General features: G+C 66.7%; 24 protein-coding genes. 10 read left to right on the top strand and 14 right to left on the bottom strand.

Going from position 1 to position 23,377, the window contains the following annotated elements; genetic code table 11:
• Positions 1–15: 15 nt before the first annotated feature.
• From F595_RS0101885 to F595_RS0101895, 3 genes are all read right to left on the bottom strand, one after another.
• Entirely contained in the window at positions 16–1,275 is a 1,260-nt protein-coding gene (locus F595_RS0101885; protein WP_022955174.1) for a murein hydrolase activator EnvC family protein, read from the bottom strand.
• Between the two features lie 7 nt (positions 1,276–1,282).
• Positions 1,283–2,827, bottom strand: a complete 1,545-nt coding sequence (gene gpmI, locus F595_RS0101890) for a 2,3-bisphosphoglycerate-independent phosphoglycerate mutase (RefSeq protein ID WP_022955175.1) — start codon at positions 2,825–2,827, stop codon at positions 1,283–1,285.
• Between the two features lie 104 nt (positions 2,828–2,931).
• On the bottom strand, positions 2,932–3,234 hold the full coding sequence (locus F595_RS0101895; protein WP_022955176.1) for a hypothetical protein: 303 nt from the start codon (positions 3,232–3,234) through the stop codon (positions 2,932–2,934).
• 144 nt (positions 3,235–3,378) lie between these two features.
• Between F595_RS0101895 and F595_RS0101900 the strand changes: the two genes are divergently transcribed.
• Positions 3,379–4,008: a TetR family transcriptional regulator gene (locus F595_RS0101900; protein ID WP_022955177.1), complete on the top strand. Its 630-nt coding sequence runs from the start codon at positions 3,379–3,381 to the stop codon at positions 4,006–4,008.
• Positions 4,009–4,026: 18 nt separating this feature from the next.
• Here F595_RS0101900 and F595_RS12270 read toward each other — a convergent pair whose 3' ends face one another.
• Both F595_RS12270 and F595_RS0101910 read right to left on the bottom strand, forming a co-directional pair.
• Positions 4,027–4,665, bottom strand: a complete 639-nt coding sequence (locus F595_RS12270) for a thiol:disulfide interchange protein DsbA/DsbL (RefSeq protein WP_022955178.1) — start codon at positions 4,663–4,665, stop codon at positions 4,027–4,029.
• A 168-nt stretch (positions 4,666–4,833) separates the two neighbouring features.
• Positions 4,834–5,490 carry a c-type cytochrome gene (locus tag F595_RS0101910; protein ID WP_026913123.1) on the bottom strand — a complete coding sequence of 219 codons (657 nt, stop codon included), beginning with the start codon at positions 5,488–5,490 and terminating at the stop codon, positions 4,834–4,836.
• A 172-nt stretch (positions 5,491–5,662) separates the two neighbouring features.
• Between F595_RS0101910 and yihA the strand changes: the two genes are divergently transcribed.
• Positions 5,663–6,322, top strand: coding sequence for a ribosome biogenesis GTP-binding protein YihA/YsxC (yihA, locus tag F595_RS12275; RefSeq protein ID WP_022955180.1), 660 nt, complete (start codon positions 5,663–5,665; stop codon positions 6,320–6,322).
• Positions 6,323–6,397: 75 nt separating this feature from the next.
• Here yihA and polA read toward each other — a convergent pair whose 3' ends face one another.
• Positions 6,398–9,184 carry a DNA polymerase I gene (polA, locus tag F595_RS0101920; RefSeq protein WP_022955181.1) on the bottom strand — a complete coding sequence of 929 codons (2,787 nt, stop codon included), beginning with the start codon at positions 9,182–9,184 and terminating at the stop codon, positions 6,398–6,400.
• Positions 9,185–9,267: 83 nt separating this feature from the next.
• Between polA and F595_RS0101925 the strand changes: the two genes are divergently transcribed.
• The 3 genes from F595_RS0101925 to F595_RS0101935 are packed head-to-tail and all read left to right on the top strand — an operon-like array spanning position 9,268 to position 11,358.
• On the top strand, positions 9,268–9,780 hold the full coding sequence (locus F595_RS0101925) for a Fur family transcriptional regulator (protein ID WP_022955182.1): 513 nt from the start codon (positions 9,268–9,270) through the stop codon (positions 9,778–9,780).
• Positions 9,777–10,568, top strand: coding sequence for an ATP-binding cassette domain-containing protein (locus F595_RS12280; RefSeq protein ID WP_022955183.1), 792 nt, complete (start codon positions 9,777–9,779; stop codon positions 10,566–10,568). The genes F595_RS0101925 and F595_RS12280 overlap by 4 nt, the downstream gene beginning before the upstream one ends.
• Positions 10,561–11,358, top strand: a complete 798-nt coding sequence (locus F595_RS0101935) for a metal ABC transporter permease (protein ID WP_022955184.1) — start codon at positions 10,561–10,563, stop codon at positions 11,356–11,358. Before F595_RS12280 ends, F595_RS0101935 begins: the two co-directional genes overlap by 8 nt.
• 4 nt (positions 11,359–11,362) lie before the next feature.
• On the opposite strand, the gene F595_RS0101940 is transcribed toward F595_RS0101935, so the two are convergent.
• The 6 genes from F595_RS0101940 to dprA all read right to left on the bottom strand — a co-directional run bounded on the left by F595_RS0101940 (position 11,363) and on the right by dprA (position 17,202).
• The gene (locus tag F595_RS0101940; protein WP_022955185.1) at positions 11,363–11,569 is read right to left on the bottom strand and encodes a YheV family putative zinc ribbon protein; all 207 of its coding nucleotides are present in this window, start codon (positions 11,567–11,569) and stop codon (positions 11,363–11,365) included.
• Positions 11,566–13,617 (bottom strand): M3 family metallopeptidase, encoded by a 2,052-nt coding sequence (locus F595_RS0101945; RefSeq protein ID WP_407635939.1) that lies wholly within the window; start codon positions 13,615–13,617, stop codon positions 11,566–11,568. The genes F595_RS0101940 and F595_RS0101945 overlap by 4 nt, the downstream gene beginning before the upstream one ends.
• A 1-nt stretch (position 13,618) precedes the next feature.
• Positions 13,619–14,455, bottom strand: coding sequence for a shikimate dehydrogenase (aroE, locus tag F595_RS0101950; RefSeq protein WP_022955187.1), 837 nt, complete (start codon positions 14,453–14,455; stop codon positions 13,619–13,621).
• On the bottom strand, positions 14,452–15,393 hold the full coding sequence (hemF, locus tag F595_RS12285) for an oxygen-dependent coproporphyrinogen oxidase (RefSeq protein WP_022955188.1): 942 nt from the start codon (positions 15,391–15,393) through the stop codon (positions 14,452–14,454). Before hemF ends, aroE begins: the two co-directional genes overlap by 4 nt.
• An 8-nt stretch (positions 15,394–15,401) precedes the next feature.
• Positions 15,402–15,965: an L-threonylcarbamoyladenylate synthase gene (locus F595_RS0101960; protein ID WP_022955189.1), complete on the bottom strand. Its 564-nt coding sequence runs from the start codon at positions 15,963–15,965 to the stop codon at positions 15,402–15,404.
• A gap of 61 nt (positions 15,966–16,026) precedes the next feature.
• Positions 16,027–17,202: a DNA-processing protein DprA gene (gene dprA / locus F595_RS0101965; RefSeq protein ID WP_022955190.1), complete on the bottom strand. Its 1,176-nt coding sequence runs from the start codon at positions 17,200–17,202 to the stop codon at positions 16,027–16,029.
• A gap of 134 nt (positions 17,203–17,336) precedes the next feature.
• On the opposite strand from dprA, the gene def reads away from it, so the two are divergent.
• From def to F595_RS12290, 4 genes are read left to right on the top strand one after another with little or no spacing between them, the layout of a single operon-like run.
• Positions 17,337–17,843 (top strand): peptide deformylase, encoded by a 507-nt coding sequence (def, locus tag F595_RS0101970; protein WP_022955192.1) that lies wholly within the window; start codon positions 17,337–17,339, stop codon positions 17,841–17,843.
• 27 nt (positions 17,844–17,870) lie between these two features.
• Complete coding sequence (fmt, locus tag F595_RS0101975; RefSeq protein ID WP_022955193.1) at positions 17,871–18,830, top strand: methionyl-tRNA formyltransferase; 960 nt, start codon at positions 17,871–17,873, stop codon at positions 18,828–18,830.
• Complete coding sequence (rsmB, locus tag F595_RS0101980) at positions 18,827–20,215, top strand: 16S rRNA (cytosine(967)-C(5))-methyltransferase RsmB (protein ID WP_022955194.1); 1,389 nt, start codon at positions 18,827–18,829, stop codon at positions 20,213–20,215. The genes fmt and rsmB overlap by 4 nt, the downstream gene beginning before the upstream one ends.
• Positions 20,216–20,220: 5 nt before the next feature.
• Entirely contained in the window at positions 20,221–21,099 is an 879-nt protein-coding gene (locus F595_RS12290; RefSeq protein ID WP_022955195.1) for a mechanosensitive ion channel family protein, read from the top strand.
• 14 nt (positions 21,100–21,113) lie between these two features.
• Here the strand turns inward: F595_RS12290 and F595_RS0101990 are convergent, their stop codons facing one another.
• Together F595_RS0101990 and F595_RS0101995 are read right to left on the bottom strand one after the other, a co-directional pair.
• Positions 21,114–21,521 carry a YidB family protein gene (locus F595_RS0101990; RefSeq protein ID WP_022955196.1) on the bottom strand — a complete coding sequence of 136 codons (408 nt, stop codon included), beginning with the start codon at positions 21,519–21,521 and terminating at the stop codon, positions 21,114–21,116.
• Between the two features lie 129 nt (positions 21,522–21,650).
• Positions 21,651–22,793 (bottom strand): acyl-CoA dehydrogenase family protein, encoded by a 1,143-nt coding sequence (locus F595_RS0101995; RefSeq protein ID WP_022955197.1) that lies wholly within the window; start codon positions 22,791–22,793, stop codon positions 21,651–21,653.
• Between the two features lie 202 nt (positions 22,794–22,995).
• On the opposite strand from F595_RS0101995, the gene F595_RS0102000 reads away from it, so the two are divergent.
• On the top strand, positions 22,996–23,343 hold the full coding sequence (locus tag F595_RS0102000) for a HopJ type III effector protein (protein WP_407635942.1): 348 nt from the start codon (positions 22,996–22,998) through the stop codon (positions 23,341–23,343).
• Positions 23,344–23,377: the final 34 nt, after the last annotated feature.

The following is a 23,377-nucleotide window of genomic DNA, read 5'->3' on the forward strand; positions in this document are numbered from 1 at the left end:
CGCCGGTCATCCGCCTCAGTAGTTGCACCAGTTTCCGGGCTGGCTGGGACGGCCACGCAGGCGGGTCTCGAAGTAGAGACCCGACTCGGCCTCGCCTGACCCTGCACCGACGGTGGCAATGCTGGCGCCTGCAGACACCGACTGGCCGACCTTTGCCTGCAGGCTCTGGTTGTAGCCGTAGAGCGACATGAAGCCGCTGCCGTGGTCAATGATGACCAGCTTGCCGTAACCGCGCAGGAAGTCCGCATAAAGAACCTTGCCGGCCTTCACCGCCTTCACCGGCGAACCACCGGCTGCCGCGATGACGATGCCGTTCCAGCGCAGACCGCCACCACGCGGCGCACCGAACTGGGCACGGATGCCGCCGGATGCCGGCAGCGCGCAGTTGCCCTTGTACGGCGTGGAATAGTCAGGCTCCTGACTCCAGGCCGCCGTCGGTTTTTTCGGCTCGGGCTTGACCGGCTTGCCGGCTTCGCGCGCCAGCTGCTGCTCGCGGCGACGGCGCTCCTGCTCAAGACGATCGGCCTCGCGGGCAGCACGCTCGAGACGACGCATCAGTGACTGCAGCGCAGCCTGGTCCTGCTTCAGCGCCTTCAGGTTGCGGTCCTGCTCGCGAATCTCGCTGTTCAGCACCTTGAGCGCCGCCGCGCGCTGATCCTGCGCCACCTTGAGCTGCTTCTGATCCTCTTCGAGCTTGCTGCGAAGCTGGGCGAGGGCAGCGATCTGTGTCGCTTCCTCCTTTTCCAGCGCCGCGATCTCGGCCAGCGTGCCATCCAGCTCGCCGATCTTCTCGCTGCGGGCCTTCTGCAGGTAGCCGTAATAGCGCAGCTGACGCGCCAGCAGGGCCGGGTTCTCCTGGTTCAGCAGCAGCTTGAAGTAGTCATCCTGGCCGGCGCGGTAGGCCTGCTGCATGTCCTGCCTGAGCGCTGCAAGCTGCTCACGCTTGTCTTCCATCAGGATGCGCTGACGCACCTTGAGCTCGGCCAGACGCTTTTCGCGCTGTGCCGTCTCGCTGACGTTGGCCGCCATCGACGCCTGCAGCGTGCGAATCTGCTGCTCAGCATCCTTGAGGGCTTTCTGCTGCTTGTTGCGTTCAGCCTGGGTCAGGCGCAGCTTCTTCTGCGCCGTGGAGATCTGCTTCTTCACCGAAGACAGCTCGGACTGTGCCGAGCGCGCCTGGTCACGCAACTGGCCGCTGGACTCGGCGCCAGCTGGCAACGACCACATCAACAGCGGCAACAGCGATACCGCGAGCACATGCCGCATCGAAAACATGTTCACCTCAAGCAGGGATCACAAGCGTGTGACCCGTCATTTCCGGGGGCTGGGGCAGCCCCATCAGGTCCAGCAGCGTCGGTGCCACATCGGACAGCACGCCACCCTCGGCAATACGAACGCCGGTGCGCTGTCCGAGGTAGACAAACGGCACCAGCTCGCAGGTGTGGGCAGTATGCGCCTGACCGGTGCCGGCATCCTGCATCTGCTCGACATTGCCGTGGTCAGCCGTGATCAGCATCTCGCCGCCCGTGGCACGAACCGCCTCGGCCAGACGGCCGATGCAGCGGTCCAGCGTCTCGCAGGCCTTCACGGCAGCCTCGAAGACGCCGGTATGACCCACCATGTCGCCATTGGCGTAGTTGCAGACCAGCACATCGAAGTCACCGGAATGAATCGCTGCCACCAGCTTGTCGGTGACCTCGTCGGCACTCATCTCGGGCTGCAGATCGTAGGTGGCAACCGCCGGCGACGGCACCAGGATGCGCTGCTCGCCGGGATAGAGGTCTTCGCGGCCACCACTGAAGAAGAAGGTGACATGCGCGTATTTCTCGGTCTCGGCAATGCGCAGCTGGGTCTTGCCAAGGTCAGCGAGGTATTCGCCCAGGGAGTTGCGCAGGGACTCGGGGCTGTAGGCCACCGACGCCGGAATGGCCGCCGAATACTCGGTGAGCATGACAAAGTCAGCCAGCACCGGGCGCACGGCGCGCGTGAAGCCCTTGAAGTCGGTGTCGACAAAGGCCTTGGTGATTTCACGGGCACGGTCGGCGCGGAAATTCATGAAGATCACGGCATCGCCATCGGCAATCACGGCAGGCGCCTGTCCCGGTCCGGCAATCACGCTGGCCTTGACGAACTCGTCGGCAACATCCTCGGCATAGCTGAGCTGCAATGCCTCCACGGCCGTGGCACAGGTGCGCACACCGACACCCTCGGTGAGCAGGCGATAGGCCGTCTCGACACGATCCCAGCGATTGTCACGGTCCATGGCGAAGTAGCGACCGATGACCGAGGCGACACGCCCCTTGCCAAGCCGCGCCAGATGCGCCTCCATGGCGGCCAGCGAGGGCTCGGCGGAGCGCGGCGGCGTGTCACGGCCATCGAGGAAGGCATGCACGTAGATGGCCTCGGCGCCACGCGCGGCGGCAAGATCCACCATGGCATGCAGATGGTCCTCGTGCGAATGCACGCCACCCGGCGACAGCAGCCCCATCACATGCACGGCACGACCGGCCTGCACAGCCTTGTCGACCGCGGCACAGAGCACCGGATTGGTCTGGAACTCGCCCTCGCGTATGGCCTTGGTGATGCGCGTGAAGTCCTGGTAGACGACACGGCCGGCACCGAGATTGACGTGACCGACCTCGGAGTTGCCCATCTGCCCGTCCGGCAAGCCGACATCCTCGCCGGAACCGGAGATCAGGCCGTGCGGCGTGCTCGCCAGCAAGGCTTGCCAGTTCGGCATCCGTGCTGCCTTGACGGCATTGGATGTCGAGGTCTCGCTGTGGCCGAAGCCGTCGAGAATGATCAGGACGTGGGGTTTGCGGGACACGGACGTTACCCTGGTCTGCGGACGATCGCTAAAGTGTACCAGCGCTGACGGGTCCGGGGGATCCCGTCAGCCATGCCGGATCACGGCACGCCGGCAACAACCGCTCAGGGCTTGCGGCTGATGTTGCGCTGCGCCTCGACCTGATCCTCCACGGTCTCGATGAGACCCGAGGCGAGATCGCCGATTTCCTTGTTGACGCGCCGGATGGTGTCATAGACCACGCCGATGGTTTCGGCATGTGCCGCCTTCGCCGCCTCGGGATCGTCACCCAGCAGGCCGCGCCGGGCCAGGGCATCCAGCGGCATGCTGGCGATGGTCTGGTGAATCTGCTCGACCGTGGTGGCGCCCTTTTCGACGGCCTCCTGGATCAGATCCTTGATTGCTTCAACGCGGGTGAGAAAAGCCATGGCAAAAATCCTCCGCTGCCGTGGGCTGTGGCCACCACCTGAATGCCAGGCGCAGGTGCACAGAGTGCTGACTATAAACGCTCCATGCCGCCGACCACAGCCCGGGGATGCTAGAATCCCGCGATCCGGACACGGGATACTGGCATGGCGTTGCGCGAAGAGAAGAAACAGCAGACACGACAGGCGCTCATTGATGCCGCCTTGCAGCTCATGCACGACGGTGGCGGCTTCTCCGGACTCAGTCTGCGCGAGGTGGCACGCGAGGCCGGCCTGGTACCGACCGGCTTCTATCGCCACTTTCCGGACATGGACAGCCTGGGCCTGGACATTGCCAGCGATGCCTGCCAGACCTTGCGCAAATCGCTGCGTGACGTGCGTCGACGTGTCGAGGGCGGCGCCGCCATCAGCGACTCGATGAGCGCGCTCGCCAGCTTCATCCGGGCACAGCCCCTGCATTTCGAGTTTCTTGCCCGTGAAAGTGCGGGCGGGGCGCTGCCATTGCGGCGTGCCATTCAGACCGAAATGCGCGCCTTCACCAACGAACTGGCCGACGATCTGGGGCGCTGGCCCGCCTTCGGCAAGCACACGGCCGAAGACCTGTTCATGATTGCCGACCTGGTGGTGCAGGCGGTGATCCATCTCGCACTGGCCCTGGTATCACGGACACTGGACGAAAGCGAAGAGGCACTGATGCAGCGCACCGAGAAGCAGCTGCGCCTGGTCATGCTGGGCGCCAGCATCTGGAAGCCACGCGAGCAGGCCGGCCCCGGCTGAGCGGAGCCGGCCGGCTGATCAGTTGCGCAGTGCGGCAGGCGCCGGCGCAGCGGCCGCGCCGCCACGCTCGCGGGCGATCAACGCATTGACCACCTCCAGCGTGCGCGCGCCTTCACCCGGCACCACGTACTTGCCGTTCACCACCATCGCGGGCACGCCGGTCAGGCGGTAGCGGGTGGCCAGATTGCGCGACTGCGCCACCTTGGCGCTGACCGCGAAGGACTGGTAGAGGCCGTTGAAATTGGCCTTGTCGATGCCATGACCGGCGTAGAAGCCGGCCAGGCTGGCCTGGTCGAAAAGCCGTTCCTTGCGGATCTGGATGGCGTGAAACAGCGGACCGTGCGTCTTCTCCACCAGGCCCAGCGACTCGGCGACATAGAAGCCGCGGGCGTTGTTTTCCCAGACCGGGTTCAGCGCTGCCGGCGTGCGGATGAACTTGACGTCGGCCGGCAGGGTCTTCTTCCAGGCCACCACATGCGCCTCCAGCTTGTAGCAGTGCGGGCAGCCGTACCAGAAGAACTCGCGCACCTCGATGACTCCCGGCTTGGCGGGCGTGGGGCTGGCAATGCGTGTGTAGTCCTTGCCTTCAACCGGTACCAGGGCCATGGCCAGGGCCGGCCACAGTGCCAGCAGAGACAGAGCAAACCATTTCTTCATCGCATTCATCCTTGCGGGACAGATCAGGGGATTCAGGTTCCAGCTAACGAGTGGCGAGAATAACGGATTACCGGCAGCGCAGAAACACGCCATGGCAGCCCCTCGTCGCTGTCATCCGGGCATGAAAAAACCCGCCGCGGCGGGTTTCTTCACGACATCACGCAGGCGTCAGTTGCGCAGGCCCTGGATGTAGGAGGCCAGTGCATCGATGTCCTTGTCAGACAGCTTGGCGGCGATCATCTGCATCGGGCCGAGCTCCAGCGGCTTGTCCTTGTCATGGATGCGCTTGACGTCGGTATTGTCGTCACGACCGGCGGCACGGAAGGCGATCAGCTGGGCCTTGGTGTAGTCGGCGTACTGACCGGCCAGGCGCGGGTAGGCGGCATACTGGTTGCCTTCGCCAGCCGGGCCATGGCAGCCGGCACATGGCGCCAGACCGACCTGCTTGTTGCCACCACGGAACAGACGCTCGCCCTTCTTGGCCAGCTCGGCATTGGCGGCACCGCCCGACATCTTCTTGTCCGAGAAGTAGGCGGCGAGGTCAGCCATGTCCTGATCGCTAAGCGGCGCTGCCATGCCCATCATCAGCGGGTTGTTGCGGGCACCGGTCTTGAAGTTGTGCAGCTGCTTGTAGATGTACTTGGCGTTCTGCCCGGCAATCTTCGGGAACGTCGGAGCCGGGCTGTTGCCGTCCATGCCATGGCAGCCGGCACAGACCGCGGCCTTGCCGGCACCGGCGGCGGCATCACCCTTGGGCATCGCATTGGCATGCGCCAGCGAGGCGGTACCCAGCATCAACACGACAGCGGCGAGAGTCTTGTTCATCATGAGAATTTCCGGTGGCAACCTGTTCTGTGAAAGCAGGGTGGAATCAGACCCGCGACATGACGCAGCCACGGGTACCCATAAGGCATCATTTTATCCGGGCGAGTATATCGCAGTGCCCATAAGCGGTGTAGCCCTATAAACTATACGCATTCACCGCCCGGGCCGCGACATGACTGATGCCGAATACATGCTGGTGCAGCTGGCACGCGCCAGCTTTCTGACCAGCGCCCCCACGCTGGCGCTGTGTCCTGCCCCGACCGGCCACGAAGTTGCCTTCGCCGGTCGCTCCAATGCCGGCAAGTCCAGCGCCATCAACACCCTGACCCGTCAGCGCCAGCTTGCCCGGGCCTCGAAGACGCCGGGACGCACGCAGCTGATCAACTTCTTCCAGATCGACGCGGACCGTTGCCTGGTCGACCTGCCTGGCTACGGCTACGCCAAGGTGCCGGAGCAGATGAAGCTGGAGTGGCAGAAGCATCTCGCGCACTACCTGCGCGCCCGGGACTGCCTGCGCGGCCTCATCCTGCTGATGGACGTGCGTCATCCGCTGACGCCGTTTGACCGCAACATGCTTAGCTGGGCCCAGGAGCGCCAGCTGCCGGTGCACATCCTGCTCACCAAGGCCGACAAGCTAAATCGCGGCCCGGCCATGAACGCCCTGCAGGAAGTGCGTCGCGGCCTGGTGACGCTGGGCTTCGAGGCCACCATCCAGCTGTTCTCGTCGGTCAGCCGGCTCGGCGTCGACGAGGCCGCCCTCAAGCTCGCCGACTGGCTGGATGTCACGCTGCCGTCGCAAATCGTGGCCGAGGATGCCACCGACATCGCCTGACGCAGACCAGTCGACAGGCGAACAGCGGCGGCTGTGGCCCGCCGGAATGGGGGCCGGCGCGGACCATGCCACGCCTCAGTGCGCCTCGTCCCAGTTGCTGCCCGTGCCCACCTCGACCTCCAGCGGCACGGTCAGCGTAGCTGCCGCCGGCATCTCGCGCTGCAGCAGGAGCCGCACCGTCTCGACCTCGGCCAGCGGCACTTCCAGCACCAGTTCGTCATGCACCTGCATGATCATCGCGGCCTTGAGCCCCTGCGCTTCGATGGCGGCCTGCACGCGCAGCATGGCGCGCTTGACGATGTCGGCGGCCGAGCCCTGCATGGGCGCGTTGATGGCGGCGCGCTCAGCGGCCTGGCGCACGGCCGGACGACTGGCGTGGATGTCGCGCAGCATCAGGCGACGCCCGAACAGGGTTTCCACGTATCCGGCACTGGCCGCCTGCTGGCGGGTGCGCTCCATGTAGGCCTGGACACCGGGGTAGCGGGCGAAATAGGTGGCGATGTAGGCCTGCGCCTCGCCACGCGAGATGTTCAGCTGCCTGGCCAGACCGAAGGCCGACATGCCGTAGATGAGTCCGAAGTTCACCGCCTTGGCGGCACGTCGCTGATCGGCCGTGACCTCGGCGGGCGTGATGCCCAGCACCTCGGCAGCGGTGGCACGGTGCACGTCGAGACCTTCGCGGAACGCCTTCAGCAGACCCTCGTCACCCGACAGATGCGCCATGATGCGCAGCTCGATCTGCGAGTAGTCGGCGGCCATCAGCACATGACCGGGGGCAGCCACGAAGGCCTGGCGGATGCGTCGTCCTTCCTCGGTGCGGATGGGGATGTTCTGCAGATTGGGGTCGGATGACGACAGCCGCCCGGTCGCCGTCACCGCCTGGTGGTAGGAGGTGTGCACACGACCGGTGGCAGGATGAATCATCTCCGGGAGCTTGTCGGTGTAGGTCGACTTCAACTTGGCCAGGCTGCGGTGCTCAAGCAGCACGCGCGGCAGCGGATGCTCGAGCTGCTCGAGCACGTCCTCGGCCGTGGAGTACTGGCCGGTGGCGGTTTTCTTGCCGCCGGGAATGCCGAGCTTGTCGAACAGGATCTGGCCCAGCTGCTTCGGCGAGCCCAGGTTGAACTCCTCGCCGGCAATCTCGTAGGCCTGCTGTTCCAGCCAGTGCAGGCGCGACGCCAGCGACAGCGACTGCAGCTTGAGACGATCCGGATCGATCAGCGTGCCATGCCGCTCCATGCCCTGCAGGACACGCTGCACCGGCAGCTCAAGCTCACGCAACAGGCTGTCCAGCTGCGGCGCCGTCGCCAGAGCGGCATCGAAGCGGCGGGCCAGGCGCAGCGTGAGGTCGGCATCCTCGCCGGCATACGGTGCGGCCACGGCGATGGCGATCTGGTTGAAGGTGAGCTGCTTGACGCCCTTGCCGGCAATGTCCTCGAAGGCGATGGAGTCGCGTCCGAGATAGTACCGGGCCATGTCACCGAGGTTGTGGCGCGTGGCGGTGGCATCCAGCACGTAGGAGGCCAGCATGGTGTCGTGCACGATGCCGCGCAGGGTGATGCCGGCATTGGCCAGCACGTGGGTGTCGAACTTGCCGTGCTGCAGGATCTTGCCGCGACCGGCATCCTCCAACAACGGCTTCAGGGCGGCAAGCACCTGCTCGCGCGGGAGCTGCTCCGGCTCGGCGGGACCGTCGTGCCCGATCGGCACATACCAGGCCGCGCCCGGCTCGACCGCGAAGGACAGCCCCACAAGCTGTGCCGACAGGTAGTCCAGGCTGTCGGTCTCGGTGTCGAAGGCGAACTGCGTGGCCGAGAGCAGGGCCGTTCGCAGGGCATCCAGCTGGTCGGTGGTCAGCACCACCGTGGTCTCGGTATGTTCCGGTCCGTCATCGCGACCGATGTCGGCGACCTGCCCGGTCGGGCTGGCCACGACGGCTGCCTCGCCAGCCGGTGCGGGCTCGGCACGCGACCAGGTCGCGGCGCCAGGGGCGGCCGCTGCCGCCGGGGCGTTGCCGAGCTCGTTGAGCCAGCTGCGGAACTCCAGCTCGCCATAGAGCTGGCGTAGCGCGTCGGTGTCGCTGACGCCCAGGCAGAGGGCGTCAATGGCAACCGGCAACGCCAGGTCACAGCGTATGGTCACCAGATCGCGGGTCAGCGGCAGCATGGGCTGGTGGGCACGGAAGCTCTCGCCGGTCTTGCCCTTGATGGCTGCCGCCTGCGCCTCGATGACCGCCAGCGAACCATGCTCGGCCAGCCACTTGGCGGCGGTCTTGGGGCCGACGCCGGGCACGCCGGGAATGCCGTCGGAACTGTCACCGACCAGCATCAGGTAGTCAATGAACTGATCAGGACGCACGCCGAACTTGTTGAACACGCCGGCCTCGTCGAGCACCACGCTGGTCATGGTGTTGACCAGGGTCACCTGCGGCGTCACCAGCTGGGCCAGGTCCTTGTCGCCGGTCGATACCAGCACCGGCCAGCCGGCAGCTTCAGCCTGTCGCGCCAGGGTGCCGATGACATCATCGGCCTCGACGCCGGGCTCGCAGAGCAGCGGCAGTCCAAGCGCACGCACCAGCGCATGCAGGGGCGCGATCTGCGCGCGCATGTCATCCGGCATGGGCGGGCGATGCGCCTTGTACTCGGGATAGAGGTCTTCGCGAAAGGTCTTGCCCGGGGCATCGAAGACCACGGCAACATGGCTGGGCTGGACCTGCTTGATCAGGCTGCGCAGCATGTTGATGACGCCCTTGATGGCGCCGGTGGGCTGACCGCTGCGTGTCACCAGGGGTGGCAGGGCGTGGTAGGCGCGATACAGATAGGAGGACCCGTCAACCAGGACCAGGGGCGGACGCGCAGACATGCGGCAGGCTCGGCTGTTTGGCAAAGACCTTATGTTACACTGTTACATCTTCAACGCTGCGGCCATTTCCTGCCCGGGGCCCCATGTCGATCCGCTCCATCACCTCCCGCGCCGGTCATCGCGCCGACATCCGTCCGAGTCTGGCGCATGACCACAGCCAGTGCATACGCATGGCACTGAGCCAGGCGGAGCGGGTCTGTGCCGCCGAGGGCGCACGCCTGACGCCGTTGCGGCATCGCGTGCTGGAGCTGGTCTGGGCCAGCCACCGGCCGCTGGGTGCCTATGACCTGCTCGACCAGCTCAGCAAGGAAGGTCACAAGCCGGCACCGCCGACCATCTACCGTGCCCTGGACTTTCTGCTCGAGCACAAGCTGATCCATCGCCTGGCCACGCTGAACGCCTATCTGGGCTGCTCGCATCCGGGCGAGGCGCATGGCGGCTTCTTTCTGATCTGCCAGGACTGCGGCACGGTGGAGGAGGTGCGCGATCCGCTGCCGCTGTCCGCGGCTGTCGAGAAGCTGGCCGGACAGGCCCGTTTCCAGGTCAGCCAGAGCGTGCTGGAAGTCACCGGTCGCTGCCAGGCCTGCCAGTCATGACTGCATCCGGCACCCTGCTCGCGCTGCGCGACATTGGCTGGCACCATGACGGCCGGCAGATCCTGCGCGATGTCGACCTCACCCTGGATGCCGGCGAGATTCTCACCGTCATCGGCCCCAATGGCGCCGGCAAGACCTGCCTGATCCGCATCGCCCTCGGTCTGCTTCAGCCCGACCATGGCGAGCGCTGGCTGCGCGCGGGCACGCGGGTGGGCTATGTGCCGCAGAAACTGCGCCTGAACAGCTACCTGCCACTCACCGTGGCGGAGTTTCTCGCCATTCCGCCGCATGCCGGCGGCAAGGGGCCGCGCCGGTTGTCGACGGCGGCGGTGACACGGGCCCTGGCCGAGGTCGATGCCGATCACCTGCTGCAACGCCCGACCCATGCGCTCTCCGGCGGCGAGCATCAGCGCGTGCTGCTGGCGCGGGCCCTGCTGCGCACACCGGAACTGCTGGTGCTCGACGAGCCGGTGCAAGGGGTCGATCTGGCCGGGCAGGCCGCGCTCTACGCGCTCATCGGCACCCTGCGCCAGCGCCTGGGCTGCGCGGTGCTGATGGTGTCGCATGACCTGCACGTGGTGATGGCCGCCACCGACCGCGTGCTGTGCCTTAACGGCCACGTCTGCTGCACCGGTCATCCCGAGGCGGTCAGTCGCGACCCGGCCTACCGCGAACTGTTCGGTGTCGCCGGGGCAGGCAGCCTGGCGATCTACACCCATCATCACGATCACCATCACACCCTGCATGGGGACGCCCGCCACTGCGGCGAGGAGTGCCATCATGACTGAGCTGCTCTGGCCCCTGCTCGGCGGCCTCATGACGGCGGCACTGGCCGGTCCGCTGGGCGCGCTGCTGCTGTGGCGACGCATGGCCTATTTCGGCGACAGCCTGGCACATGCCTCGCTGCTGGGCGTGGCCCTGGCCCTGCTGCTTGAGCTGCCGTCCGGGCCCTGGGTGGTGGCGGTGTGTCTGGCGGTGGCACTGCTGCTGAGCCGGCTGATGCAAAGCCAGGCTCATGGCATCGACACCTGGCTCACCATCATGGCCTACAGCGGGCTCAGTCTCGCGCTGCTGCTGACCGCCGTGCATGGCGATGACGGCCATGGCCACGGTCATGATCTCGAGGCCTATCTGTTCGGCGACCTGATGGCGCTGACGGCCAGCCAATGCGGCTGGACCGCGCTCGGCCTGGCCGGGGTGGCCGCCGTGCTGTGGCGGATCTGGCCGGCCCTGCTGGCCATGGCCGTGGACGAGGAAACCGCCGCGGTGGATGGCTGGCCGGTGCAGCGACTGCGTCCCGTGATGCTGCTCCTGCTCGCGGGCGTGGTGGCGGCGGGCGCCAAGCTCATGGGCGTACTGCTGATCAGCGCGCTGCTGGTGATGCCGGCGGCAGCGGCACGCCTGGCCTCACGGACACCAGGCGGCATGGCACTGGGCGCCAGCCTGATCGCCATGCTGGCGGTGCTGGCCGGCTGGACCAGCCATGTCTGGCTGGCCACCCCGCCAGCCCCGGTCATCGTGCTCAGCGCCCTGGCCGTCCTGCTCGCCCTGATGCTGCGACAACGCCTGAGCGCCTGAGCACTCAGGGCTTGAAGCGGATCACGCCGGTGTCGTGGTCGTGCTCCTCGTCCGGCTCCTTCATGGTGACCTCGGTCGGGCGCGTGTCGGTGTAGTCGCAGCGCACGCACTGCACCCACTCGCGAGCGTCCTCGGTGCACAGCTGCAGCTTGTCCTCGAGTCCGCATCCCGGACATTTGGCGCCGGCGATGAAACGACGCAGCACGCTCATGCCGCCACCTCGTCAAGCAGCCCCGAGTGCCTCAGCAGCGCCTCCGGTGACGGATCACGGCCGCGGAAGGCACGGAACAACTCGGCAGCAGGACGACTGCCCCCCTGGGCCAGCACGGCCGCGCGAAAGCGCAGGCCGGTGTCGGCATTGAACACGCCCTCTTCCTCGAATGCCGCGAAGGCATCGGCGGACAGCACCTCGGCCCACTTGTAGCTGTAATACCCGGCGGCATAGCCACCAGCGAAGATATGCGTGAAGCTGCAGGGGAAACGGTTCCAGCGCGGCGGACGCAGCACGCTGGTGAGATCGCGGATGTCCTCGAGCAGCGTGAGGGCACGCGCGAAGTCGACATCGCGCTGACGGTGGATCTCCAGATCGAAGAGCGAGAACTCGAGCTGGCGCAAGGTCATCAACCCGGACTGGAAGTGACGGGCGGCAAACAGGCGGTCCAGCAGGGTCTGCGGCAACGGCTCGCCGCTGTCGACATGGCCGGAGATCAGCGCCAGGCCTTCCGGCGTCCAGCACCAGTTTTCCAAGAACTGGCTGGGCAGCTCGACGGCATCCCAGGCCACGCCATTGATGCCGGACACCGCAGCGACCTCGACCTCGGTCAGCATGTGATGCAGGCCATGACCGAATTCGTGGAACAAGGTGGTGACTTCGTCGTGGCTGAGCAGGGCAGGCTTGCCGTTGACCGGCGGATTGAAGTTGCCGGTGAGAAAGGCGATGGGCAGCTGCAGCGTGCCGTCCGGCAGCCGGCGGCGCACGCGGGCATCCGCCATCCAGGCGCCGCCACGCTTGTTGGCGCGGGCATAGAGATCGAGATAGAACCAGGCCCGGGTCTGACCATGCTCCTGCACCGCCCAGGCGGTGACATCCGGATGGTAGGTCTCCAGCTCCGGGGCCGGCACCAGGGTGATGCCGAAGAGACGCTGCACCACGGCGAACAGGCCCTCGATGACGCGTGGCGCCGGGAAGTAGGGACGCAGGTCCTCCTGGGACAGGGCATAGCGATGCTGCTTGAGCTGCTCGGCGGCGTAGGTCATGTCCCAGGGCTGCAGATCGTCCAGCCCCAGCTCGGCGGCCGCGAAGGCCTTGAGTTCGGCGAAATCGCGCTCGGCGCCGGGACGGGCGCGCCGGGCGAGGTCATGCAGGAAGTCCAGCACCTGCTCGACGCTGTCAGCCATCTTGGGCTCCAGCGACAACGCGGCGTAATGCGGGAAGCCCAGCAGCTCGGCCTGCTGCTGGCGCAGCGCAAGAATCTCGCTGATCAGCGGACCGTTGTCGAAGCGTCCTGCCTGCGGCCCCTGATCGGAGGCGCGGGTGGCATAGGCGGTGTAGATCTGCTCACGCAGAGCGCGATCACGGGCATGGGTCATCACCGCCAGGTAGCTGGGCATGTCCAGGGTGATGCGGAAGCCGCTGTCACCGGCGGCCTCGGCCAGTGCCGCCAGCAGCTGCAGGGCGTTGGCTGGCAGACCCTGCAGGCGGCTGTCATCAGGCAGGGTCAGGGACCAGGCCTGGGTGGCATCGAGGACCTGGTCGGCGAACTGCGAGGTCAGGCGCGACAGGCGCTCGCTGACCTCGGCGAACTGCTGCTTGGACGCGGCCGGCAGGCCGATGCCGCTGAGCCGGAAATCACGCAGGGCATTGCTCACGGCGCGCTGCTGCGCCACCGACAGACTGGCGAACGCAGGGCTGTCATGCAGGGCCTGCCAGGCGCGGAACAGGGGCTCGTGCTGGCCGATCTCGGTGGAAAACGCCGACAGCTTGGGAATGCAGGCGTTGTAGGCGGCACGCCAGGCGTCGCTGTTCATCACCGCATTCAGCTGCGAGATCGGCGCCCAGGCCGCGTTCAGGCGCGCGTCCATGACTTCCAGCGGAGCGGCGAGACTGTCCCAGGTCGGCTGCGACTGTCCGGCGAGACGTTCGACCTCGGCGCGGTAGTCCGCCAGCAGTCGATCCACCGCCGGCTCGACGTCCTCGGGCGTGAGGCAGGAAAACACCGGCAGGGCCGGCGGGTTGAGCAGCGCTTGCATCAGGTTCACCTCAGGCAGAAAGTTCGGCGCGCAACTGCGCCAGCACCGGGGCGGTATCGGGCCGGACACCGCGCCAGAGCAGAAAGGCCTCGGCCGCCTGCTCGACCAGCATGCCGAGCCCGTCACGGCGATGGCAAAGACCCGCGTCCCGCGCCCAGGCGAGGAACGGGGTATCACGGCCATACATCATGTCATAGACCGCGGTCTGCGCATGCCAGCTGCCGGCGGGCAGGGTCAGCGCAGCACCGGACAGGCTGGCGCTGGTGGCATTGATGACCACATCGGCCGGCGCGTGTGCCGGCCCGGCCAGCCAGTCTGCCTGCCCCATGCCCGTCACCCGTGCGGTATCGGCAAACAGGTCGGCCAGCGCCTCGGCACGCTCCGGAGTACGGTTCACCACCCGGATTTCCGTCACGCCGGCATCGAGCAGGGGCTGGATCACGCCGCGCGCGGCGCCGCCGGCACCCAGCAGCAGCACGCGTGCACCATTCAGCGTCCAGCCGGCATTCACGACAATGTCAGCCACCAGGCCGGCACCATCGGTGTTGTCACCAAAGACACGGCCATCCGACAGCGGCATCAGGGTGTTGACGGCGCCGGCACGGCGAGCGCGTTCGCTGAGCTGCTGGCACAGCGACCAAGCGACCTCCTTGAAGGGCACAGTGACGTTGGCGCCACGACCACCGTCACGCAGAAACTGCTGCCAGGTGCCGGCAAAGTCGTCCAGCGGTGCCAGCAGCGCGTCGTAGTGCAGATCCTGACCGGTCTGGACGGCAAAGGCGGCATGGATGCGCGGCGACTTGCTGTGTCCGATGGGGTTCCCGATGACGGCGTAGCGATCGGTCATGCCGGCACATCCCCAGCGGCAGCCGTGAGCGCGGGCCACCACTGCCGGTGCGGCAGAAAGCGCGTGTAGAGCTCGGCCTCGGGCGACCCCGGCTCGGGCTGCCAGTTGTAGCGCCAGTTAACCTGCGGTGGCAGCGACATCAGGATGGACTCGGTACGTCCACCCGTCTGCAGGCCGAACAGGGTGCCACGGTCATAGACCAGGTTGAACTCGACGTAGCGGCCGCGACGCAGGCACTGGAATTCGCGCTCGCGCTCGCCGTAGGGCGTGTCGCGACGACGCTCGACGATGGGCAGGTAGGCATCGAGGTACGCGTTGCCGACCGCCTGCATGAACGCGAACGAGGCATCGAAGCCGTCGTGGTTCCAGTCATCAAAGAAGAGGCCGCCGACACCGCGCGCCTCCTGGCGGTGACGCAGGAAGAAGTAGTCGTCACACCAGGCCTTGAGACGCGGGTAGACCTCGCTGCCGAAGGGCGCGCAGGCCTCGGCGGCGACCTGGTGCCAGTGCCGGCAATCCTCTTCGTTGCCGTAATAGGGCGTGAGGTCGAAACCGCCGCCAAACCACCACACCGGTGCCTGGCCATCGGCTTCGGCAATGAAGAAGCGCACGTTGGCATGCGACGTGGGCACGTACGGATTGCGCGGGTGGATCACCAGCGACACGCCCATGGCCTGGAAGCGCCGGCCGGCCAGCTCGGGACGGTGGGCCGTCGCCGACACCGGCAGGGTCGCGCCCATGACATGCGAGAAGTTGACACCGCCTTTCTCGATCAGGGCGCCATTCTCCAGCACGCGGCTGCGTCCGCCGCCGCCTTCGGCGCGCGTCCAGCTGTCCTCGATGAAGGTACCGCCATCGGCGGCGGCGAGCGCCGCGCAGATGCGGTCCTGCAGATCCAGCAGATAGGCCTTAACAGCCTCGCTGTTGACGTGTTCCATCGGGTCTCCTAGCCGCCGGCGCGTATCACGCGGCGGGTTTTCAGGTCGCGGATTTCCGTCGGGCGGGCAAGGCCGCCGACGTCGCCGGGAAGAATATAGTCAAGCTCGCTGCCCAGACGTTGACGCACCTCAAAGCGGCGGCGCGCGGCCGGCTTACCGGCACGATTGGCACTGGTCGACACCAGAGGCCCGCCAAAGGCATCGCAGAGGTCGCGCACCAGCGGATGCGCACTGACCCGGAAGGCCACGGTCTCGTGACGGCCGCGCAGCCAGCGCGGAAAGTCGTCCGGCACCGGAATCAGCCAGGTCACCGGCCCTGGCCAGGTGGCCTGCAGCGCAGCGATCTCGTCATCCGTGAGGTCATGGAGCCAGGGCGCGACCTGCTGCCAGCGGCTGGCGATGAGAATCAGCCCCTTCGCAGGGTCGCGTCGCTTGATGTCCCAGATGCGCTCGACCGCCGCCTCCTGCCAGGGGTCACAGCCCAGGCCCCAGACCGACTCGGTCGGGTAGGCAATGACACCACCGTCACGCAGGGTTCGGACGGCGAGGGCGCAATGCAGCGGCGACAACATGCGAGAGCACTCCGGGATCATGAACAGGGAGTGCCGAGTCTATCACGCCACCCAGTTGTCATCAGGCGGACAGCTGCTGGTAGCCGCCGGGCACGGCGGCAATCCAGCCCGCCACCTCGAGCTCGCCAAGCAGTGCCAGCAGGCAGGGCGCCGCCAGTGCCGAGGTCGCCGCAAGGCGGTCCAGATCCCAGATGTCCCAGGCCATGACATCAAGCAGGGCCTGTCCGCCGGCCGGCAGCGACGGGCGCGGAGCCGGCGAGCCCTCCGCCGGCAGCGGCAGGGGGGCGGCCAGGCCGTAGAGCGTGCGCAATCCGGGCAGCAGTTCGCGCATCACATCCTGCGGGGTCTCTGCCAGCACCGCCTGGCCTCGCTTCAGCCACTCGTGACAACCGCGCGACTGCAAACTGTGTATGGAGCCCGGAACCACCATGACCGGGCGACTGAACTGGTCACTGGCCGCTGCCGTGATCAGCGAACCGCTGTCCGGGCCCGCCTCGATCACCGTCACCGCCAGACTGAGTGCGCTGATGACGACGTTGCGCCGGGGGAAATGCCGGGCTTCTGGCGGCGTGCCCGGCACGAACTCGGAAACGCAGAGGCCGCCCGCTGCCGGAATCTCCCGCATCAAGGCCTGATTGGCCGGCGGATAGCAGCGATCAAGGCCGCAGCCCATGACCGCGACCGTGACGCCCGCCCGCGCCAGGGCACCACGATGCGCCGCGCCATCAATGCCGCTGGCGAGACCGCTGGTGATCGCGAGCCCGGCCTGCACCAGCTCGCCGGCCCAGTTCCGGGCAATGTCCAGCCCGTAGCGCGTGGCGGCCCGGCTGCCGACCAGCGCCGCCTGGGGCAGGCCAAGCGCGGCCTCGCTGCCCTCCCAGAACAGCAATGGTGGCGGATCCGGCAACGCCGCCAGCGCCGGCGGCCAGGTCATGCCGGGCGTCGCCTGCCAGAGGCCGCGATTCGCAGCCTCCAGCCACCTCAACGCGCGATGCCAGAGCTGGCGCGGCGCAGCCGCCAGCTCGCCATCCGGCCAGGCCCGGTACAGCGCCGTCGCCGCGGCGAGTCCGGGCCAGCTGCCATCGCGCGAGCGCGATCCGGGCCATGCGACATCCCAGGCGCCCGGGCCTGCGGCGAGCGCACTGGCGGCATCACCAAAGTGACGACACAGCGCCAGATAGCGTTGCGCCTGCTGTCCCAGCACCATATACAGCTGCAGCGCGGCTTCCTCGTGCATGCCTGCCTCCCGGCCACGCCCATGGTCATCGCCAGCGCCGGCCCGCTTGCCTATAATGTCGCCATCGGGCTGCTGCCCTCCCTGCAAGAGGTTTAGACCGGCCTGGCCCGTTTCGCCACTCCGGACCACACATCATGGCTCTGTTACCCATTCTGGAATTTCCGGATATTCGTCTGCGCACGGTGGCCAAGCCCGTCATCCAGGTCGACGAGCACATTCGTCAGCTCGCCCGGGACATGCTGGAAACCATGTATGCCGCACCCGGCATCGGGCTGGCGGCGACCCAAGTCAATCATCACGTGCGCCTTCTGGTGCTGGATGTCAGCGAGGACCAGTCGCAGCCGCAGGTCTTCATCAATCCCGAGATCGAGCCGCTCGGGCAGGAGCGCAAGACCTATGATGAAGGCTGCCTGTCGGTACCTGGTTTCTACGAGACGGTCGAGCGCCCTGACCACATCCGTGTCAATGCCATCGACCTGGACGGCAAGCCGTTCACGCTGACGGCAGACGGCTTGCTGTCGGTGTGCATCCAGCACGAGATCGATCACCTCGACGGCAAGCTCTTCGTCGACTACATCTCGCCGCTGAAGCGCAACCGCATCAAGAGCAAGCTGGAAAAGCAGCACCGGGCACGCGCCTGAAACCCTTCCCTGAACAGGTACCCCCCGTTGGACAGTCATTTGCGCATCGTCTTTGCAGGCACCCCCGAGTTCGCGGCTGAAAGCCTGCGCGCCCTCCTGCAAGGACACCACGACGTCATCGCCGTCTACACGCAGCCCGATCGCCCGGCCGGTCGCGGCCGTGGTCTCAAGGCCAGCCCAGTCAAGGAACTGGCCCTGGAACATGACATTCCGGTCTGGCAGCCGCACAGCCTCAAGGATGCCGATGCCCAGAACGAGCTGGCAGCGCTCAAGCCCGACCTGATGGTGGTGGCCGCCTACGGTCTGCTGCTGCCGCAGGCCGTGCTCGACATGCCGCGTCTCGGCTGCATCAACGTGCATGCGTCCCTGCTGCCGCGCTGGCGCGGTGCCGCGCCCATCCAGCGTGCCATTCTCGCGGGCGACCGCGAGACCGGCATCACCATCATGCAGATGGATGCCGGCCTGGATACCGGCGCCATGCTGTACAAAGCCACCTGCCCGATCTCGCGCAGCGACACCGGAGCCAGCCTGCACGACCGGCTCGCCCTGCTTGGCGGCGACGCCTTGCTGGCCGTGGTCGACTCCCTGCGTAACGGACAGCCGCTGAGCGTGGAGCCGCAGGACACTGCGCTCGCCACCTATGCCGCCAAGCTCAGCAAGGAAGAGGCCCTGATCAACTGGCAGCTGCCGGCTGACGAACTGGCACGGCGCATACGCGCCTTCAATGCCGTACCGGTTGCCCACAGCACGCTGGCGGGCCAGTCGGTACGTGTCTGGCAGGCGCGCACGCTGGTCGACGAAACAACCACCGCCACACCCGGCATGATCATTCGCGCCGACAAACATGGCCTGGCGGTTGCCGCCGGGGAGGGCACCGTGCTGCTGATCGAAACCTTGCAACTGCCGGGCGGCAAGGCGCTGCCCATCGCCTTGCTGCTCAATGCCCGCCGCGACGAGCTGCAGCCCGGCACGGTATTCGGCGCATGAGCCGCCCCCAGACGCCACGCAACCCCGGCAAGGGCGGCACCGGCAGAAGCAGCCGTCGCGAGCTCGGCGTACGTGCTCTCGCGGCCCAGGCCCTGGGTCCGGCACTGGCCGGCGAGCGCTCGCTCAGCTCCACGCTGCCACCGGCGCAACGCGCCTGCCGCGGCGAGGACGTCGGTCTGCTGCAGGAGCTGGTGCAGGGCACCGCACGCCATGCCATCCACTACCGCACCCTGATCAAGCCGCTGCTGCAGCGCGCCACCAAGGACAACACCGTCGAGGCGCTGCTGCTGATCGGCACGCACCAGCTGCTGGCCATGCGCATCCCTGATCACGCCGCCATTGCCGAGACCGTCGAAGCCGCGCGCCAGCTCGGCATGGACAAGCTCACCGGTTTCATCAACGGCGTGCTGCGCAGCCTGCAGCGCCGCGAGGCCGAGCTGGTGCATGCCGCGCTCGTCCAGGAACATGCGCACCCGGCCTGGCTGCTGCGCGCCCTGCGCGCCGACTGGCCGGACCAGGCCGACGCCATCATTGCCGCCAACAACAGCCCGGCGCCGACGACGCTGCGGGTCGACCGCAACCGCAACTCGCGTGACGCCATGCTGGCCACGCTGGTCGAGGAAGGCCTGCCGGTCGAGCCGACCCGACATGCCCCGGATGGCCTGCGCCTGACCGAACCGGTGCCGATCCAGGCCCTGCCCGGTCTTGCCGAGGGCCTGCTGTCAGTGCAGGACGAGGCCGCCCAGCTCGCTGCCTGCCTGCTTGCGCCGGCACCCGGCGAGCGCGTCCTTGACGCCTGTGCCGCCCCCGGAGGCAAGACCGCGCACCTGCTGGAGATCCAGCCGGACATGGCGGCCCTGGTCGCGCTCGACAACGACGAAGACCGCCTGCGTCGTGTCGAGGAAAACCTCGCTCGCGCCGGCTATCCGGCCGGCAGTGCGCAGACTGCGCATGTGCAGGTCCGCTGCGCCGACGCCGAAGACCTCGACAGCTGGTGGGATGGCGAGGGCTTCGACGCCATCCTGCTCGATGCCCCCTGCAGCGCCACCGGCGTTATCCGCCGCCACCCGGACATCAAGCTGCTGCGCCGCGCCACCGACATCGCGCAGACCGTGGCCATCCAGGCCAGCCTGCTCGACCGCCTGTGGCTGACGCTGAAGCCGGGCGGACGCCTGCTCTATGCCACCTGCTCGCTGCTCAAGGCCGAGAACGAAGACCAGATCACCGCCTTCCTTGCCCGCACCGCCAACGCCCAGCCGCTGCCGCTGCGCCTTGACGGCGAGATGCCGGGCCAGTGGCGCCCGCAGGGCCGTCAGCTGCTGCCCGAGATCGACGGCCATGACGGCTTCTACTACGCGCTGCTGAGCAAGGTGCCGGGACCGTGACTGCCATGACGCTGCCAGCGCTGCTGCCCGACTTCATCGATGCCGCCCTCATCCGCGACCTGCTGGCATCACTGGCCTTCTTTCTGGTGCTGATGGGCGTGCGCATGCTGCTGCGCCGCGCCATTCTCAGGCGCGAGGCGCTCGAGCCAGAGATGAAGCGGCGCTGGCTGGTCAGCCTGCGCAACGTCATCCTGATCATCTTCATGCTCGGCATGGCGCTGATCTGGGCCAGCGAAATCGAGACGGTGGCGGTCTCCATGGTGGCCTTTGCCGCTGCCCTGGTTCTGGCCACCCGCGAAATGATCCTGTGCCTGCTGGGTGCGCTGTACCGCGCCAGCACCAATGCCTACGCCATCGGTGATCGCATCGAGATAAACGGCCTCAAGGGCCAGGTGATCGATTCCGACATGCTGTCGACCACGCTGATCGAATCCAACCAGGCCACCGCGCACAAGGGCACGGTCGGACGCGTGGTGACGTTTCCCAACAGCCTGCTGCTGATGCAGCCGCTGTTCAACGAAAGCACGCTGGGACGCTATGTCATTCACACCGTGCACGTGAACATCCGCCGTGACGATGACTGGCAGGCGGCAGAGTCGCGCCTGCTGGCGGCGGCCCGCGAAGAAGTCAGCCAGTACAGCAAGGATCTGGTGCGCCATGCCCGCGAGCTGCAGCGCAGCTACGGCCTTGGCGCCCCGGCACTGGTACCGCGGGTGCGCATGGTGCTCAGCGATCACAAGCAGATCGAGCTGCACCTGCAGCTGCCGACTCCCATCAACGAGCGCGTGAACGTCGAGCAGCGCATCCTGCGCAGCTACCTCGCCGGCCATGGCACGACCGGCACTGGCGAGATGGCGAAGGCGCCGGACCCGTCCGTCGGCTGAGCCGGCGCGGCCTCTCATCTGCCGCCGAGAAACCCCTTGAGCAGATCGATACCCTGGCTCAGCACGTCACCGCCCTGGGGCAGCTGACCATTGGGCGACAGCTTGTCGATGATGCCGGGAAGAAACTCGGCAATCTGTGCCGCCGCCTGCTGCGGATCGATGCCGAACTTGCCGGCCAGTGCCGCGATCTGCGAACTGCCCAGCACCTGCTGAATCTGCTCGGCGCTGACGGGCAGATTCTGACCGTTGCCCAGCCACGACTTCAGCTGCTCGCCAAGACCGCCTTCCTGAAGCTTCTGTGCCAGGCCCTGCAGTCCGCCACTGTCGCCAATCAGCCCCTGCACCGCAGCCAGCACGCCCTGAGCGCCCTGGCCACCTGCGGCATTGCCGAGCAGCGAGCTCACTTCGTCGAAAATACCCATGTTGCCGTCCTCACCGGTTGTGATGCCCGGGATTATGCGCCGGTCAGGCGCACGACACCGGGCAGGGCGACAAACGGACACATGAAAAGGCCGGGCATTGCCCGGCCTTTTCACACGATCCGCCTCGACTCAGCGGCCGAGGATCTCGCGTGCGACCACTTCCTTCATGATCTCGCTGGCACCGCCGTAGATGCGCTGGATGCGGGCATCGATGTAGGCGCGGGCAACCGGGTACTCGAGCATGTAGCCGTAACCGCCATGCATCTGCAGGCAGGCGTCAGCGACACGGCCCTGCAGCTCGGTGGCATAGAGCTTGACCGCGGCACCGGTCGGGATGTCCAGCTTGCCTTCGGCATGCAGGTCAATGCAGTTGTTGACGAACGCGCGGGCAGCCAGGATATCGGTCTTGCAGGTGGCCAGGGTGAAACGGGTGTTCTGCAGCTGGGACAGCGGCTTGCCGAAGGCCTTGCGGTCCTGCACGTACTGGATGGTGCGCTCCAGGGTGCCCTCGGAGGCGGCGACACCGATCACGGCGATGTTCAGACGCTCGCGCGGCAGCTCGTTCATCATGTAGGCAAAGCCCTTGCCCTCCTGACCGAGCAGGCATTCTGCCGGGACACGGACGTTGTCCATGAACAGCTCGGAGGTGTCCTGCGAATGCAGACCCATCTTCTCCAGCTTCTTGCCTTTCTGGAAGCCGGGCAGGCTGGTGTCGATGAGCAGCAGCGAAACGCCCTTGGCGCCGGCGCTGACATCTGTCTTCACCGCCATCACCACGACGTCGGCGTGCTGGCCGTTGGAGATGAAGGTCTTGGAACCGTTCACCACGTAGACATCACCGTCACGCACGGCGGTGGTGCGGATGGCAGCCAGGTCGGAGCCGGCGCCCGGCTCGGACATGCCGATGGCGGCAACCGCGGCACCGGACGCCAGCTTGGGCAGCCATTCAGCCTTCACGGCATCGGTGGCCAGGTGCTCGATGTACGGTGCGCAGATGTCCGAGTGCACGCTGACACCGGTGGCCAGCGAGGCCAGACCCATCTTGGACATCTCGTCGAGAATCACCATGGAATACTGGAAGGGAACGCCAACACCGCCATACTGCTCGGGCTGGTCAACACAGAGCAGGCCGTTGTCGCCAAGCAGGTTCCAGATCTCGCGCGGCATCCACGAATCCTTTTCCCACTGCTCGTAGTGCGGCTGGATCTCGTTCTCGAGGAAGCGCTTGACGTTGTCGCGGAAGAGCTGAAGCTCGGCCTGATCGATGCTCATGTGTGTTCTCACCTGTTATGCGTTGTGTCGGCGTGACATACCACGAAGGTCGCATTTTATGTCAACCGTGACTGAACGGACAGAACAAATGCCGAACATTGCCTGACGCCCTATATACTGTCGTGCATGTCAGCAGCGCATGATGCACGCCGTGTCTTGCGCCTGCGTCTGTTCACTGTCGTGTCGTACCCGGAGGCCGTTGATCATGAGCACCGAAACCCTGCTGGCCGGACTGCGCCGCGAACTGCTGGACTTCGAGGACGTGCAGGACAGCATCCTGGCCCGCTACGACTACCACCCGACGGCCTTCGACAACGGCGAGCTGCACAATGCCGCCGGCCAGAACGAAGGCTCATGCCGTCTGCTTGCCTTTGCCCTGCTGAACAGTCTCGACGAGCAAGACACGCTGCTCTGCTTCGGCCGTCATTACCGCCGGGTACTGGCCACGCCGGAAGGCAGTGACCACGGCAACATACGAAACTTCATGCGTCACGGCTGGTCAGGCGTGCGTTTTCACGGTCAGGCATTGACGGCAAAGCCCGGACACTGATTAATCTCGTCCCGACTCTGTCAACTGCACAAGC

The organism is Perlucidibaca piscinae DSM 21586 (assembly GCF_000420045.1).
GTDB classification, from domain to species: Bacteria; Pseudomonadota; Gammaproteobacteria; order Pseudomonadales; family Moraxellaceae; genus Perlucidibaca; species Perlucidibaca piscinae.

What these genes read in the sequence shown, in the direction of transcription:
- F595_RS0101885 (WP_022955174.1), bottom strand. Translation starts at nt 1,275, where the DNA reads ATGTTTTCGATGCGGCATGTGCTCGCGGTATCGCTGTTGCCGCTGTTG.
- F595_RS0101895 (WP_022955176.1), bottom strand. Translation starts at nt 3,234, where the DNA reads ATGGCTTTTCTCACCCGCGTTGAAGCAATCAAGGATCTGATCCAGGAG.
- F595_RS0101900 (WP_022955177.1), top strand. Translation starts at nt 3,379, where the DNA reads ATGGCGTTGCGCGAAGAGAAGAAACAGCAGACACGACAGGCGCTCATT.
- F595_RS12270 (WP_022955178.1), bottom strand. Translation starts at nt 4,665, where the DNA reads ATGAAGAAATGGTTTGCTCTGTCTCTGCTGGCACTGTGGCCGGCCCTG.
- F595_RS0101910 (WP_026913123.1), bottom strand. Translation starts at nt 5,490, where the DNA reads ATGAACAAGACTCTCGCCGCTGTCGTGTTGATGCTGGGTACCGCCTCG.
- yihA (WP_022955180.1), top strand. Translation starts at nt 5,663, where the DNA reads ATGACTGATGCCGAATACATGCTGGTGCAGCTGGCACGCGCCAGCTTT.
- polA (WP_022955181.1), bottom strand. Translation starts at nt 9,184, where the DNA reads ATGTCTGCGCGTCCGCCCCTGGTCCTGGTTGACGGGTCCTCCTATCTG.
- F595_RS0101925 (WP_022955182.1), top strand. Translation starts at nt 9,268, where the DNA reads ATGTCGATCCGCTCCATCACCTCCCGCGCCGGTCATCGCGCCGACATC.
- F595_RS12280 (WP_022955183.1), top strand. Translation starts at nt 9,777, where the DNA reads ATGACTGCATCCGGCACCCTGCTCGCGCTGCGCGACATTGGCTGGCAC.
- F595_RS0101935 (WP_022955184.1), top strand. Translation starts at nt 10,561, where the DNA reads ATGACTGAGCTGCTCTGGCCCCTGCTCGGCGGCCTCATGACGGCGGCA.
- F595_RS0101940 (WP_022955185.1), bottom strand. Translation starts at nt 11,569, where the DNA reads ATGAGCGTGCTGCGTCGTTTCATCGCCGGCGCCAAATGTCCGGGATGC.
- aroE (WP_022955187.1), bottom strand. Translation starts at nt 14,455, where the DNA reads ATGACCGATCGCTACGCCGTCATCGGGAACCCCATCGGACACAGCAAG.
- hemF (WP_022955188.1), bottom strand. Translation starts at nt 15,393, where the DNA reads ATGGAACACGTCAACAGCGAGGCTGTTAAGGCCTATCTGCTGGATCTG.
- F595_RS0101960 (WP_022955189.1), bottom strand. Translation starts at nt 15,965, where the DNA reads ATGTTGTCGCCGCTGCATTGCGCCCTCGCCGTCCGAACCCTGCGTGAC.
- dprA (WP_022955190.1), bottom strand. Translation starts at nt 17,202, where the DNA reads ATGCACGAGGAAGCCGCGCTGCAGCTGTATATGGTGCTGGGACAGCAG.
- def (WP_022955192.1), top strand. Translation starts at nt 17,337, where the DNA reads ATGGCTCTGTTACCCATTCTGGAATTTCCGGATATTCGTCTGCGCACG.
- rsmB (WP_022955194.1), top strand. Translation starts at nt 18,827, where the DNA reads ATGAGCCGCCCCCAGACGCCACGCAACCCCGGCAAGGGCGGCACCGGC.
- F595_RS12290 (WP_022955195.1), top strand. Translation starts at nt 20,221, where the DNA reads ATGACGCTGCCAGCGCTGCTGCCCGACTTCATCGATGCCGCCCTCATC.
- F595_RS0101990 (WP_022955196.1), bottom strand. Translation starts at nt 21,521, where the DNA reads ATGGGTATTTTCGACGAAGTGAGCTCGCTGCTCGGCAATGCCGCAGGT.
- F595_RS0101995 (WP_022955197.1), bottom strand. Translation starts at nt 22,793, where the DNA reads ATGAGCATCGATCAGGCCGAGCTTCAGCTCTTCCGCGACAACGTCAAG.